General features: G+C 40.1%; 12 protein-coding genes. 9 read left to right on the top strand and 3 right to left on the bottom strand.

The genetic code is table 11. The features are described from left to right. The first annotated feature begins 86 nt into the window (after window positions 1–86). Together L323_RS34380 and larE are read left to right on the top strand one after the other, a co-directional pair. Window positions 87–2,255: a DNA topoisomerase III gene (locus L323_RS34380; RefSeq protein ID WP_020816211.1), complete on the top strand. Its 2,169-nt coding sequence runs from the start codon at window positions 87–89 to the stop codon at window positions 2,253–2,255. Between the two features lie 79 nt (window positions 2,256–2,334). Further along, window positions 2,335–3,144, top strand: a complete 810-nt coding sequence (larE, locus tag L323_RS34375) for an ATP-dependent sacrificial sulfur transferase LarE (RefSeq protein WP_020816210.1) — start codon at window positions 2,335–2,337, stop codon at window positions 3,142–3,144. A gap of 66 nt (window positions 3,145–3,210) precedes the next feature. Here larE and L323_RS34370 read toward each other — a convergent pair whose 3' ends face one another. Further along, window positions 3,211–3,657, bottom strand: a complete 447-nt coding sequence (locus L323_RS34370) for an RrF2 family transcriptional regulator (protein ID WP_020816209.1) — start codon at window positions 3,655–3,657, stop codon at window positions 3,211–3,213. Between the two features lie 230 nt (window positions 3,658–3,887). Between L323_RS34370 and L323_RS34365 the strand changes: the two genes are divergently transcribed. The 3 genes from L323_RS34365 to L323_RS34355 are packed head-to-tail and all read left to right on the top strand — an operon-like array spanning window position 3,888 to window position 6,398. Next, entirely contained in the window at window positions 3,888–4,904 is a 1,017-nt protein-coding gene (locus tag L323_RS34365; protein ID WP_020816208.1) for a methionine ABC transporter ATP-binding protein, read from the top strand. Continuing rightward, window positions 4,894–5,559 carry a methionine ABC transporter permease gene (locus L323_RS34360; protein ID WP_020816207.1) on the top strand — a complete coding sequence of 222 codons (666 nt, stop codon included), beginning with the start codon at window positions 4,894–4,896 and terminating at the stop codon, window positions 5,557–5,559. The genes L323_RS34365 and L323_RS34360 overlap by 11 nt, the downstream gene beginning before the upstream one ends. A 29-nt stretch (window positions 5,560–5,588) precedes the next feature. Next, complete coding sequence (locus tag L323_RS34355) at window positions 5,589–6,398, top strand: MetQ/NlpA family ABC transporter substrate-binding protein (protein WP_020816206.1); 810 nt, start codon at window positions 5,589–5,591, stop codon at window positions 6,396–6,398. A gap of 147 nt (window positions 6,399–6,545) precedes the next feature. Here the strand turns inward: L323_RS34355 and L323_RS34350 are convergent, their stop codons facing one another. Then, the gene (locus L323_RS34350) at window positions 6,546–6,914 is read right to left on the bottom strand and encodes a response regulator (RefSeq protein WP_020816205.1); all 369 of its coding nucleotides are present in this window, start codon (window positions 6,912–6,914) and stop codon (window positions 6,546–6,548) included. 129 nt (window positions 6,915–7,043) lie between these two features. After that, entirely contained in the window at window positions 7,044–7,514 is a 471-nt protein-coding gene (locus L323_RS34345; protein WP_020816204.1) for a CBS domain-containing protein, read from the bottom strand. A 379-nt stretch (window positions 7,515–7,893) separates the two neighbouring features. Between L323_RS34345 and L323_RS34340 the strand changes: the two genes are divergently transcribed. The 4 genes from L323_RS34340 to kdpA all read left to right on the top strand — a co-directional run bounded on the left by L323_RS34340 (window position 7,894) and on the right by kdpA (window position 13,432). Next, a complete protein-coding gene (locus L323_RS34340) occupies window positions 7,894–10,611 on the top strand; it encodes a sensor histidine kinase (protein WP_020816203.1) in 2,718 nt (905 codons plus the stop codon). Beyond that, window positions 10,583–11,311 carry a response regulator gene (locus L323_RS34335; protein ID WP_020816202.1) on the top strand — a complete coding sequence of 243 codons (729 nt, stop codon included), beginning with the start codon at window positions 10,583–10,585 and terminating at the stop codon, window positions 11,309–11,311. The genes L323_RS34340 and L323_RS34335 overlap by 29 nt, the downstream gene beginning before the upstream one ends. Window positions 11,312–11,614: 303 nt before the next feature. Next, window positions 11,615–11,692: a K(+)-transporting ATPase subunit F gene (gene kdpF, locus L323_RS42130; protein WP_081665718.1), complete on the top strand. Its 78-nt coding sequence runs from the start codon at window positions 11,615–11,617 to the stop codon at window positions 11,690–11,692. Window positions 11,693–11,710: 18 nt separating this feature from the next. Next, window positions 11,711–13,432, top strand: a complete 1,722-nt coding sequence (gene kdpA, locus L323_RS34330) for a potassium-transporting ATPase subunit KdpA (RefSeq protein ID WP_020816200.1) — start codon at window positions 11,711–11,713, stop codon at window positions 13,430–13,432. The last annotated feature ends 2 nt before the right edge of the window (window positions 13,433–13,434 follow it).

Below are 13,434 nucleotides of genomic sequence, written 5' to 3'. Positions count from 1 at the left end.
AGCAAGTTGTGCCTTTGATTTTTATAGAAAGTCGGAGGAGAGACACCATCAGAAATATACGAGTTTTAGGAGGATTGACATAAAATATGGGTTTTACATTAGTAATAGCAGAAAAACCTTCGGTAGCAAGAGACTTGGCAAAAGTTTTAAACTGCGGACAGAATGCCAATGGTTATATAATGGGAAAAAAATATATCGTAACCTGGGCTTTGGGGCATCTTGTTACCCTTGCAGACCCTGAGGCTTACGGTAACAAGTACAAGACATGGAATCTGGAAGACCTGCCAATGCTTCCAAACAAAATGGAACTTGTTGTAATAAAGCAGACCGCAAAACAGTACGGTGTAGTCAGAGGGCTACTGAACAGGGCCGATGTGGACGAGCTTGTAATAGCAACTGATTCGGGGCGAGAAGGAGAACTTGTTGCCAGGTGGATTATAATGAAAGCAGGGTTTAAAAAGCCCACTAAACGTCTTTGGATATCTTCTCAGACTGACAAAGCCATAAAGGAAGGTTTTGCAAAATTAAGACCTTCCAACGAATACGACAACCTGTATTATTCGGCACAGAGCAGGGCTGAAGCCGACTGGCTGGTTGGGCTTAACGTCACCAGAGCATTGACCTGCAAATACAACGCACAGCTATCAGCAGGGAGAGTACAGACACCGACTCTTGCCATGATTGTTGAAAGAGAAGAGGAAATTCGTAAGTTCAGGCCAAAAGACTACTGGACTATTTCTGCACAATTTAACGGATTTTCGGTACAGTGGCAGGATAGTAGAACCAATCAGACCAGAACCTTCAACAAAGAAGAAGCAGACGGAATAGTAGCAAAAATAACAGGGCAGATGGGTGAAGTGGTTGAAGTAAAAAAAGAAACCAAGAAAGAATTGCCTCCATTGGCTTATGACCTGACAGAGCTGCAAAGAGATGCAAACAAAAAGTTTTCATACTCAGCAAAACAAACCCTCAATATAATGCAGCGTCTTTATGAGTCACACAAGCTGGTTACGTATCCCAGAACAGATTCCAGGTACATAACAGATGACATTGTACCGACCTTGAACGAACGCTTGAAAAGCATAGCAGTAGGCCCCTACGCAAAGCTTGTGCAGGGAGTTATGAGAAACAGAATAAGTGTTACAAAAAGGTTTGTAGATAACAGCAAGGTTACAGACCACCATGCTATAATACCAACAGAACAATTTGTTGATTTGTCCTCACTGAATCCAGAAGAGAGAAATATATATGACCTGATAGTCAAGAGATTTATAGCAATACTAAGCCAGCCCTTTGAATATGAGCAGACTACGGTAAAGCTTGATGTCGCAGGAGAAAGCTTCTATGCAAAAGGAAAAATTGTCAGGTCATCGGGCTGGAAAACTGTTTATGACGGTTTTGGAAAACTGGATGAAGACAGTGATGAAGACGATAATGACCAGTCATTGCCGGATATTCAAAAAGGGTATAAGGCAAAAGTTGTTGCACCTAAAGCAATAAATGGAAAAACTAAGCCGCCTGCAAGGTATACCGAGGCCACTTTACTTTCTGCAATGGAACACCCGGGGAAATTTGTAGACAATAAAGCGTTAAAAGAAGCTCTGGAAAACACCAGCGGACTTGGTACGCCTGCAACAAGGGCAGATATAATAGAAAAGCTATTTAATACCTTCTATATAGAAAGACGAGGCAAGGAAATCTATCCTACCTCAAAGGGAACGCAACTTATTTCCCTGGTTCCGGCTGACCTGAAATCTCCCGAGCTTACAGCAAAGTGGGAGCAACAGCTTTCATTGATTAGCAAAGGTAAAGTCAACTCAAATGCATTTGTAGGTGAAATGAAAAATTACGCAAAAAAATTGGTGGGAGCAGTCATAGCAAGCTCGGAGCAGTTCAAACACGATAATGTAACAAGGGAAAAGTGTCCCGAATGTGGAAAATACCTTTTGGAAGTAAACGGCAAGAAGGGGAAAATGCATGTCTGCCCTGACAGAGAATGCGGATATAGAAAATCGGTAACCGTAATATCAAATGCCAGATGCCCTGAATGTCACAAGAAGATGGAAATCAGGGGAGAAGGCGAGAATAAATCCTTTTACTGTTCCTGCGGGTACAGGGAGAAGCTGGATGCCTTTAAGAAGCGCAAGGGTGAACAGGTAGACAAGAAGGATGTTGCTAGATTTATGAGACAACAGGAAAAGGACGAAAGTATAAATTCAGCTCTTGCAGATGCGTTGGCCAAGTGGAAAAAATAATTGACACGAATATCCGATTATTGTATTATCATTATAATTTATATAGGATAACTAGGAATAATATTTCCGGGAGGATATTATGAGCGTATTTGATAAACTTGATTTTCTGAAAACTAATATAAAATCATTGGGAAGTGCAGCCGTAGCTTTTTCCGGCGGAGTGGACTCTTCCTTTTTATTAAAGGTAGCATTTGATGTACTTGGAAAAAACGTTGTAGCGGTAACGGCACATTCTTCCACATATCCTGAAAGAGAGATGAATGAGGCAAAGGAATTTACTGCAAGCTTTGGTATAAGACATAGGATAATCGACTCAGAGGAGCTGGATGTTGAAGGGTTCTCAGATAATCCCGTTAACCGCTGTTATTTATGTAAAAACGAGTTATATGATAAAATTCAGACGGTTGCCAAAGAGGAAAATGTAAAACATATTCTGGAAGGCTCCAACCATGACGATTTGGGAGATTACAGACCCGGACTTCAGGCAGTTAGTGAACATGGTGTCCTTAGCCCACTGAGGGATGCTCTGCTTACAAAGGACGAAATACGTTTTCTTTCAAAGGAAATGGGTCTTAATACATGGGATAAACCTGCATTTGCGTGCCTTTCCTCCAGGTTTCCATATGGAGAAAAAATTACTCACCAAAGGCTCAGAATGATAGACAGGGCAGAGCAGTTACTCATGGACTTGGGTTTTAAACAGGTGAGAGTAAGGTTCCATGGTGATATAGCAAGAATCGAAGTAGGACAGGAACAGTTCTTGAAATTTCTTGATAATGGAATAAGAGAAAAGGTTTATTCTGAATTTAAAAAAATAGGCTTTATGTATACTGCTTTAGATTTAAAAGGCTATAGAACAGGCAGTATGAATGAAGGGTTAACATTATAAAAACGTCAGGGTACACTGCTGCAATAATTACGTGGTACAACAGGATTTTTGCAGCAGTAAACCAAACTAGATATAAAACATAAAGGAATCATCTTCCGGGTTTCTTTCTGCTTCATCAACAAGATCGGTGAGAGTAGTATTCTTGAGAACTTCGGAAATTGATTTATCTATCTTGTTCCAGACCAAAGCAGTTATTGATTTCTCAATTCCCTCTGCCTGCTGGGAAACGGAACGCTCGGTCTTTTCAAACAAACTTATTTCAACTGCTTGCAAAATATCATAAGCTGTAATTTTTTCTGGTGGTTTAGCCAGTTGATATCCGCCCTGAGACCCTTTGATTGAAGTAACAAGCTTTGACCTTTTTAAAAGCGAAAAAACTTGTTCAAGGTATATTTTTGATATTCCAAGTTTTTCCGAAATGCTTATTACAGTAACAAAATCACCGTTTCTGCCTAATTGTGCAACACATATCATAGATGCTATCCCGTATCTGCCCTTTGACGAAATTCGCATAATTACCTCCCATTTCATACTAATTATATATGTTTTATTGAACCACATACTTTATAATGTGTCAATATTTTTAGTTTTTATTCACATTTATTCCCAAGCAGTTCCATTGGAATAGTAAAAAATAACATTGACAATATTGGAAACAGCCATTATACTAAAGAAAACAATAGAATACATATATGAATTATATGAATAGTATGAATATATTCTAACAGGTAGGTGAATATATAATGGACAGCAAGCCTGTAATTAAAATAGAAGGACTTACAAAAATATTTTCAGGAAAAACAAATGAAGTTAAAGCACTTGAAAATGTAAATCTTACAATCAACCGGGGCGACATTTTTGGAATAATCGGAATGAGCGGAGCAGGAAAGAGCACTCTGGTTAGATGTATAAACTATCTTGAAAAGCCCACAGGCGGAAGGGTAGTAGTAGATGGGGTAGATTTGGCAGGTCTCAATGAAAAGGAATTAAGAAAAGTCCGCCAGTCTATGGGAATGATATTCCAACAATTTAATCTTCTGATGCAGCGTACGACAATAGAGAACATAACGTTTCCTCTTGAAATATCAGGTATAGATAAAAAAGATGCTTTGAAGCGTGCAGAAGAGCTGCTGGAACTTGTTGATCTGGCAGACAAAGCCGAAGCCTACCCGTCCCAGCTGTCAGGCGGACAAAAGCAGAGGATTGCAATAGCCAGGGCATTAGCAACAAACCCTAAAGTTTTGCTGTGCGATGAGGCTACGTCTGCACTTGACCCTAATACTACAAAATCAATCCTTTCCTTGCTGAAAGATATTAACAGCAGACTTGGAATTACCATTGTAATAATTACACATGAGATGAGTGTAGTTGAACAGATATGCTCACATGTGGCAATCATAGATAAAAGCGGCATTGCAGAGCAGGGAAAGGTATCTGAGGTTTTCTCACACCCAAAGACACATGCGGCTCAAAGATTGGTTTTCCCGAATGGCAATAAAAATGAAAGAGATATCGGAAGTCGCTGCTGCAGGATAGTATTTGACGGCAGTTCCTCTTATGAGCCTGTTGTTGCCAGAATGATATTGGATTGCGGAGCGCCTGTTAACATAATGTTTGCTGACATGCGTGATATAGATGGGAAAGCATTTGGTCAGATGGTTATACAGCTTCCTGAGGATCAACTGACCTCAGAAAAAATAATCAATTACCTGAAAGAAAGAAATCTTGCGGTAGAGGAGGTTTTTGACCATGTGGGATAGTTCAACGTGGATAATGATATCCAAAGGTCTTCTTGAAACAGTATATATGACATTGCTTTCTACATTTGCAGCGTATGTGATAGGTCTTCCACTGGGAGTACTGCTTGTTACAAGCGAAAACAGCGGAATCCTGCCTATACCCAAACTAAACAAGGTTCTGAACGTAATAGTAAACCTGCTTCGTTCAATTCCTTTTCTTATATTATTAATTGCCGTAATGCCAGTTACAAGAACACTAATCGGAACTACCATCGGGTCAACTGCTACGGTGGTACCCCTTGTAATAGCGGCAGCACCTTTTATTGCAAGACTTGTGGAATCCTCTCTTCAGGAGGTTGACAAGGGTGTTATAGAAGCGGCTGTGTCAATGGGCTGCAGCCCGTTTCAGATAATCCGTAAGGTCATGTTGCCTGAATCAGTACCATCCCTTATTACCGGGGCTGCAATAGCAACCACAACAATACTTGGATATTCTGCAATGGCAGGAATAGTAGGAGGCGGAGGACTCGGCGATATTGCAATACGCTATGGTTATTACAGGTACCAAAATGACATAATGTTTATTACCGTTGCACTGCTTGTTATCGTTGTACAGGTAGCACAGGAAGCGGGAACAGGAATAGCCAGAAAGCGCGATAAAAGAAAACAAAGTTAATACATTCAATATAAAAAGGAGGTCACAAAATGAAGAAAAAATTACTTGCATTATTACTTACAACGGTATTTGCAGTCTCCGGTATATTATCCGGCTGCGGATCCCAATCCAAAAAGCTTGTTGTTGGAGCATCGCCTTCACCTCATGCAGAGATACTTAAAGAGGTTCAAAGCGTACTTAAGGACAAAGGATATGAGCTTGAAATAAAAGAATTTACTGACTATGTTCAGCCAAATCTTGCATTACAGGACAAAACACTTGATGCAAACTACTTTCAGCACAAGCCATACATGGACAATTTCAATGATGAACATAAGACAGAATTGGTATCCGCAGCGGGAATCCATTACGAACCTTTGGGAATATACCCCGGGAAGATAAAGTCACTTGATGCTATCACTGAGGGAGCAACTATTGCCATTCCAAACGACACCACAAACGAAGCAAGAGCACTTTTACTTTTGCAAACAGTCGGGCTGATAAAAGTAAATCCTGATTCGGGCCTGAAGGCAACAGTAAAGGATATTACGGAAAACCCAAAGAATATTAATATCAAGGAATTGGAAGCCGCTCAGCTGGCAAGAACTTTGCCTGATGTGGAGTTGGCAGTTATAAACGGAAACTATGCATTGCAGGCAGGCTTCAATGTTGAAAAGGATGCTCTCGCAAAAGAGGAAGCTAATTCAGTAGCTGCAAAGACATATATCAATATTCTTGCTATCCGTAAGGGTGACGAGAACAGAGAGGATATAAAAGCGTTGGTGGATGCTCTTAAAAGCGAAAAGGTTAAGAAGTTTATAGAAGAAAAGTATAAGGGAGCAGTTGTACCGCTATTCTAAAATTGATGAGTTGTAATAAGGTGTACTGTAAACAAGGGCTGTTGCACAGTGAAAAAATTCTTCATTGGCAGCGGCCCTTTCCTGTTTTCCATAATCATTTTTCGGTTGTATAAATACTGTGTATCCAATGTGATAATTATGGTTAACTTATAATTGCATTGTAATTGCCGTCTGTATCCGGGAAAGCAATTCCTTGGTTGTAAAAGGCTTTTTAATATAATCCGCACCTAAATCAAGTGCCATTATCATATCTTGCTCATTGCTACGTGCAGTGTTTACTATAATTGGTGTACTCGATTTTTCACGTATTCTTTTCAATACATCTAAACCATCAATGTCCGGCAGTCCCAAGTCAAGAAGAATAATATCCGGGGAATGGGATGTAAACAAGGAGAGGCCTTCTTTCCCTGTTTTTGCTTTATCTACCTTAAAGTTGTGTGTGGTTAAAACTATTGATACAAAATTGCGTATATTATCATTATCTTCAATAATTAAAACCAAAGGGTTTATACTCATTAAATCGCTTCCTTTCAGAGTCACTAAGTACACACGGTCCGGTGGTACAGGTCTTATTATAATTGCTTTTCAATTAAATTAGTGTTAGGGTTAAAGTGACCGCATAAATAATATATTAAGAGACAAAATTTAAAGATATGTAAAAGGTTTGATTTTTTCTATTAAATTGGGATAGCACTTTATTATGTCCTTTCTGGTAATTATCCCAATGAACTTTCCTCTATCATCAACTACCGGGACAAAGTTTTGGTCTATAATACGAAGAAGAAGTTCGTCCATGGTGGCATTAATTTTTACTGCGGGAATCCAGCCAATTCGGAGTATATCAGAAATTGAATAATCTTCCTGTGATTTTATAGAATACATACCACTATCCAGCATATGCCACAGAAAATCTCCTTCACTGACTGTTCCTACATAACTCCCATCCTCTGAAATTACAGGTATAGCGGTATATATATGAAACCTCAATTTTTCCAGCCCCTGACGCAAGGTGCAATGATTATACAAAAATACCACTGACGATTTAGGCGTTAATAAATATATAATGCATTTATGACAAAAATTCTGGTCTTTTAAAGATTTTAAAACAAGCTGCATACTCAAGTCACCTCAATAAATCTATTATTATATGATAGTCTACTTTTAAGAGAATTAGGCTCATAAATGAGTTGCTTTGCCATTTGAGCTGGTGGACAAATCTTTTTAATGAAACCTAAGTAATATATTATAGATGATTTTTAATCAAGATAGTGTAAAGGTAAAATCAGTAACATAAAAATTGCATTAACATACAGCTAATTTGTATGCAACCTGTTATGAAAATTCATATAGATGCAAAGATGAACTCTCAGTTTTATTTACTTTGATATTATCTTAATACAATCTTAATGCTACAGGTAAAGTTATAATGCTATGCTGATTTTGCTTATGTTATACTAAGGTTAAAAAAGTTATATAAAGAAAGGGGCGTATTTCAATGGCAATCAAGCAAACAGATTCAGGTTCTCTGCTTGAGCAGCTTTCCACCATTCCGTCAGAAAAAAAACGCGGCAGGCTGAGAATATACTTTGGTTATGCCGCAGGTGTAGGAAAGACCTGTGCCATGCTGAATGACGCCCATGAAGCAATAAAAAATGAAGTTGATGTGGTCGCAGGGTACATTGAGCCACATGCCCGACCTGAAACCATGGCACGTTTAGATGGGCTTGAAAATATTCCTTCTCTTGAAGTATCCTACAAAGGTGTTGTATTAAAAGAATTTGACCTTGATCTTGCAATAAGAAGAAGGCCTGAGCTTATTCTGGTGGATGAACTGGCACATACGAATGCCTCAGGTTGCCGTCATAAAAAAAGATATCAGGATGTGGAGGAACTCCTGCGGGCAGGAATTGATGTTTATACAACAATCAATGTTCAACATATCGAAAGTTTGAATGATGTTGTAGCGTCTATTACCGGTATTAGTGTGAACGAGCGCATCCCGGACAGCATATTTGACAGCGCAGATCAAATCGAGCTTGTGGATATAGAGCCGGATGATCTGATTGAACGACTGCATAAAGGAAAGGTCTATGGTGAAGAACAGGCGAAGCGCGCACTTTCTAATTTTTTTACCAAAGAAAAACTGGTTGCATTGCGTGAAATCGCCCTACGTCGCACAGCAGATAAGGTAAACCGGGTCGCAGTTCAAAACAGTGAACCGTCAAGGAATAGCAGCCCTTATACTAATGAGCATATTTTAGTTTGCTTGTCGTCAGCTCCATCCAACACAAAGGTCATCCGTACTGCCGCGAGAATGGCGGATGCTTTTCACGGTGCGTTTACGGCGTTGTTTGTGGAGACCCCGGAAACAAAGGAAATGAAGGATAAAAACAAATCAGCCCTGAGAGAAAATCTTAGACTGGCAGAACAACTCGGTGCACAAATTGCCACTGTATACGGAGAAGATATTCTCGGGCAAATCGCAGAATATGCCAAGGCAAGCCGTGTTTCAAAAATAGTGCTGGGGCGCTCCAGCCGCATAAGAAGATGGTTTATAAAGTCTAGCTTTGTTGATAGACTTGGGGCTTTGGCACCAACAATTGATATTTATATCATTCCTGATTTGCAGCCTTCCTCCCATATAAACTTTAAATTTAAAAGGCCATCAAATCCGTCATTAGTCGATACTGCTAAATCAGTAGCTTTGTTGTTAATCTGTACCTTGATAGGATTTCTGTTTACTTATTGGGATTTTAGCATAGCAAATATAATAACTGTTTATATTCTTGGCATCCAATTAAATGCGGTAGTTACGAGAGGAAGAATATACAGCGCTGTATCATCGGTATTAAGTGTCCTCATATTTAACTATTTCTTTACAGAGCCCCGCTTTTCTTTCCAGGCAACTGACCCGGGTTACCCTGTGACATTTTTAGTCATGCTTACAGCTTCCTTAATCACAAGTACATTGACAAAGCGGGTCAAGGAACAAGCCTACCAATCAGCACAAAAAGCCTACCGTACAGAGGTTCTCTTAGAAACAAGCCGCAAGTTGCAGCAGGCAAAAGATAAATCAGATATTTTAAATGAAACTGCACACCAACTGGTAAAGCTGCTGGACAGAACCGTAATTATCTATTCTGCACAGCAGGATACCCTATCAGAACCTTTGGTTTTCCAAAATGAAGAGTTGCCGGCTAATTCACAGGCGTATATTGAAACGGATGAACGCGCAGTAGCAGAATGGGTATATAAGAACAATAAACGTGCTGGGAACACCACAAACACACTTTCAGCTGCTAAATGTCTCTATCTTGCAGTACGCGGTGGTAAAGAGGTTCTTGCTGTGGTGGGAATTGTTATGGATAAACAAGCTCCTTTGGAGTCTTTTGAAAAGAGTCTGACTATTGCTATGCTTGCAGAATGTGCTTTGGCACTGGAAAAAGAGCAACTCAACGAAACACAGAAACAAATTTCTATACAGATCCAGCAGGAACAGCTTCGTACCAACCTGCTCCGGGCGATTTCTCACGATTTACGTACCCCTCTTACCAGCATATCTGGCAATGCGGGTGTTCTCATGGGAAATTCTAAAGTGCTAAGTGAAACACAGAAAAATGTGCTTTACACTAATATTTATGATGATTCCATATGGCTAATCAATCTGGTAGAAAATCTGCTTTCTATTACACGGCTTGATAATGGCACATTAAATTTAAATATGCAGCCTGAGCTACTGGAAGAAGTTATTGCAGAGGCACTGCTTCATATAAACAGGAATAGCGTGGAGCATAAAATAGAGACCGTCTTAGATGACGAGCTCCTCATGGCAAAAATGGAATCCCGGTTGATTATACAGGTTTTGATAAATATTGTAGACAATGCCATTAAATATACACCAATGGGATCTCATATTACTGTTTCAGCAAAACATCAAGACAAAATGGTACTTGTAGAAGTTGCCGACGATGGGCCCGGTATGTCAGACGAAGTGAAGGAAAGGCTATTTGGCATGTTCTATACGGCAAATAACATCCGAGGTGATAGCAGGCGTGGTCTTGGGTTGGGACTTTACCTGTGTAAATCTATTATTGATGCCCATGGAGGGAATATCTATGTAAAGGATAATTTCCCACAGGGTACTGTATTTTGCTTTACATTGCAGGCCGAGGAGGTGACCGTACATGAACAAACCCTTAATTCTTGTGGTTGAGGATGATAAAGCAATCTCCAAGTTGATTACAACCACTTTAGAAACACAAGGATACAGATATCATACAGCCGGGACGGGTGAAGGCACAATTTTTGAGGCTGTTTCCAAGCAGCCGGACATTATGATATTGGACTTAGGACTTCCGGACATGGATGGTGTAGATATTATCAAAAAAGTGCGGGCATGGTCTAACATGCCTATTATTGTGGTAAGTGCGCGAAGTGAAGATAGAGATAAAATTGATGCGTTGGACGCCGGGGCTGATGACTACCTGACTAAACCGTTCAGTGTGGAAGAATTACTGGCAAGGCTCCGGGTCAGCCTCAGGAGAGTTCGGTATGACAGTGAAAAGTTACAAAGAGATGCGTCAATATTTATTAATGGAAACTTGAAAATTGACTATGCGGCAGGCTGTACATGGCTGGACGGAGAAGAAATACACCTCACTCCCATAGAATATAAGCTCCTGTGCCTTCTTGCAAAGAATGTTGGAAAAGTGCTGACACATAATTTTATACTGCATGAAATCTGGGGCAATTATGCCAGTGACATTCCCGCCCTTCGTGTTTTTATGGCAACCATGCGAAAAAAATTAGAAAAAACACCATCACAGATAAAGTATATTCAAACCCATATCGGTGTCGGCTACAGGATGCTTCGGGTAAGTGATGATGGCAATTCCTGTGATATGAACTCATAAATCTGGATTGAATGAGCTTTAAATTAAAACTAATCCATGTCTGATTAAAAGGCATGGATTAGTTTTTTTTGACCTTGAAAACTAATTCAAAAGGGTATCTTAATATTTTCTTAATTCCCCGATAGAAACCCTAACCCTAAATTTATAACAGAAATGATACACTGAGTCAGAAATAATCAATAAGGAGGAAGTACATATGGATTTTTTAATGATTGGTATCTTGGCAGTGTGCTTTATATCAACCAAGTTGTTTACCGATTGGTGCGGGTGTCAGATTGAGAAATCATAAAGGAGGAGGGTTTTATGCTGTTTCTTGGAATTTTAATTGTAGCTTTGGGAGCATACCTGGTATTTGCATTGGTAAATCCCGAAAAGTTTTAACGGAAAGGTGGAGAAAAAATGCTACAAGTACTTATATTTTTGGCAGTGTTTATTGCCGTCATATTTCCAATGGGGAAATACCTATACCATATTGCGCTTGGTCAACGCACCTTTGCAGACCCTGTTTTTGACCGCATGGACAATGTGATTTACCGTATATGCGGTATAGATAGAAAAGAAATGAACTGGAAGCAGTATGCGATAGCCATGCTAGCTACTAATGCTATCATGGTATTCGTTGGATATCTTATTTTGAGAATTCAATCCCTTCCGATTTTAAACCCAAACGGTATCGGAAGCATGGAATCAAGTCTGTCATTTAACACAATAATAAGTTTTATAACGAATACAAATCTCCAGCACTACTCTGGAGAATCCGGCCTTTCTTACATGAGCCAGATGCTGGTGATAATCTTTATGATGTTTACATCAGCGGCTACCGGCTTTTCTGTTGCCATAGCAGCTATCCGTGGTTTTGCAGGCAAAACAAAAACAATGGGCAACTTCTATGCAGACCTTGTTCGCATTACGACACGTGTTCTACTTCCGCTTTCTTTTATGATCGGGCTTGTGCTTGTGTCACAGGGGGTAGTACAGAATCTGTCTCCGAATACAACTGTTCAGACAATTGAAGGGAAATTTCAGGACATCGCTATGGGGCCAATTGCTGCATTAGAATCAATCAAGCATTTGGGAACCAATGGTGGCGGCTTCCTGGGAGCCAACTCAACCACCCCTTTTGAGAATCCAAACATTCTTACCAATATGATTGAAATGCTCTCCATGATGATTTTGCCGGGAGCCTGCGTTGTAATGTTCGGACTTATGGTCCGTAGCCGTAAGAAGGAGACTGAAAGAGGCATTGAGAAAAAGAGGGTTCTGTTTGGCAGTGAAGCCAAACCTATCTTTGCCGTTATGCTTATCATTTTTGTTGTGGGTATTGCTGTCTGTTTTGGGGCGGAGCAAGCCGGAAACCCGGCACTAGAGAAGGCTGGGTTAAGCCAGAGTATGGGTAATATGGAAGGTAAGGAAATGCGCTTTGGAATTGCTCAATCCTCACTATTTACCACCGTAACAACAGCTTTTACTACAGGCAGTATTAACAATATGCATGATACACTTACACCATTGGGTGGCATAGTCCCGTTGATGAATATGATGCTTAACCTTGTATTCGGCGGTAAGGGTGTCGGGCTGATGAATATGATTCTGTATGTAATTCTGACGGTATTTATTTGTGGGCTTATGGTAGGTCGCACACCTGAATATCTGGCCAAAAAAATTGAAGGCAAGGAAATGAAGCTTACTGCACTGGGAATAATCATCCATCCACTACTTATTTTAGCTTTTTCAGCGTTAGCTCTTGCTGTACCGGCTGGTTTAGCTGGAATCACCAACTCCGGTCATCATGGATTGACTCAGGTAGTATACGAATATGCCTCCTCAGCTGCCAATAACGGCTCCGGTTTTGAGGGCTTGGCAGATAACACTTATTTCTGGAATATCACTACGGGGTTGGTCATGTTCTTTGGACGCTACCTGTCCATTATCATATCGCTGGCCATTGCAAGTTCGTTGATGTTAAAACAACCGGTCAGCGAATCAATAGGAACATTAAGAACCAATACAAGGACATTTACCATATCACTGCTCATGGTCATTATAATTATTGCTGCGCTGACGTTCTTCCCGGCATTAGTCCTTGGCCCTATTGCTGAGCATATGAACTTGTGGAGTTAAGG

This window comes from Ruminiclostridium papyrosolvens C7 (genome assembly GCF_000421965.1).
In the GTDB taxonomy this organism is placed as follows: Bacteria; Bacillota; Clostridia; order Acetivibrionales; family DSM-1351; genus Ruminiclostridium; species Ruminiclostridium papyrosolvens_A.
This window is presented reverse-complemented; position numbering and strand designations above follow the sequence as displayed.

Bases quoted from the DNA above. Each gene is read 5' to 3' on its own strand.
- L323_RS34370 (WP_020816209.1), bottom strand. From the start codon at position 3,657: ATGCGAATTTCGTCAAAGGGCAGATACGGGATAGCATCTATGATATGT.
- L323_RS34340 (WP_020816203.1), top strand. From the start codon at position 7,894: ATGGCAATCAAGCAAACAGATTCAGGTTCTCTGCTTGAGCAGCTTTCC.
- L323_RS34350 (WP_020816205.1), bottom strand. From the start codon at position 6,914: ATGAGTATAAACCCTTTGGTTTTAATTATTGAAGATAATGATAATATA.
- L323_RS34365 (WP_020816208.1), top strand. From the start codon at position 3,888: ATGGACAGCAAGCCTGTAATTAAAATAGAAGGACTTACAAAAATATTT.
- kdpA (WP_020816200.1), top strand. From the start codon at position 11,711: ATGCTACAAGTACTTATATTTTTGGCAGTGTTTATTGCCGTCATATTT.
- L323_RS34335 (WP_020816202.1), top strand. From the start codon at position 10,583: ATGAACAAACCCTTAATTCTTGTGGTTGAGGATGATAAAGCAATCTCC.
- L323_RS34355 (WP_020816206.1), top strand. From the start codon at position 5,589: ATGAAGAAAAAATTACTTGCATTATTACTTACAACGGTATTTGCAGTC.
- L323_RS34360 (WP_020816207.1), top strand. From the start codon at position 4,894: ATGTGGGATAGTTCAACGTGGATAATGATATCCAAAGGTCTTCTTGAA.
- larE (WP_020816210.1), top strand. From the start codon at position 2,335: ATGAGCGTATTTGATAAACTTGATTTTCTGAAAACTAATATAAAATCA.
- kdpF (WP_081665718.1), top strand. From the start codon at position 11,615: ATGCTGTTTCTTGGAATTTTAATTGTAGCTTTGGGAGCATACCTGGTA.
- L323_RS34380 (WP_020816211.1), top strand. From the start codon at position 87: ATGGGTTTTACATTAGTAATAGCAGAAAAACCTTCGGTAGCAAGAGAC.
- L323_RS34345 (WP_020816204.1), bottom strand. From the start codon at position 7,514: ATGCAGCTTGTTTTAAAATCTTTAAAAGACCAGAATTTTTGTCATAAA.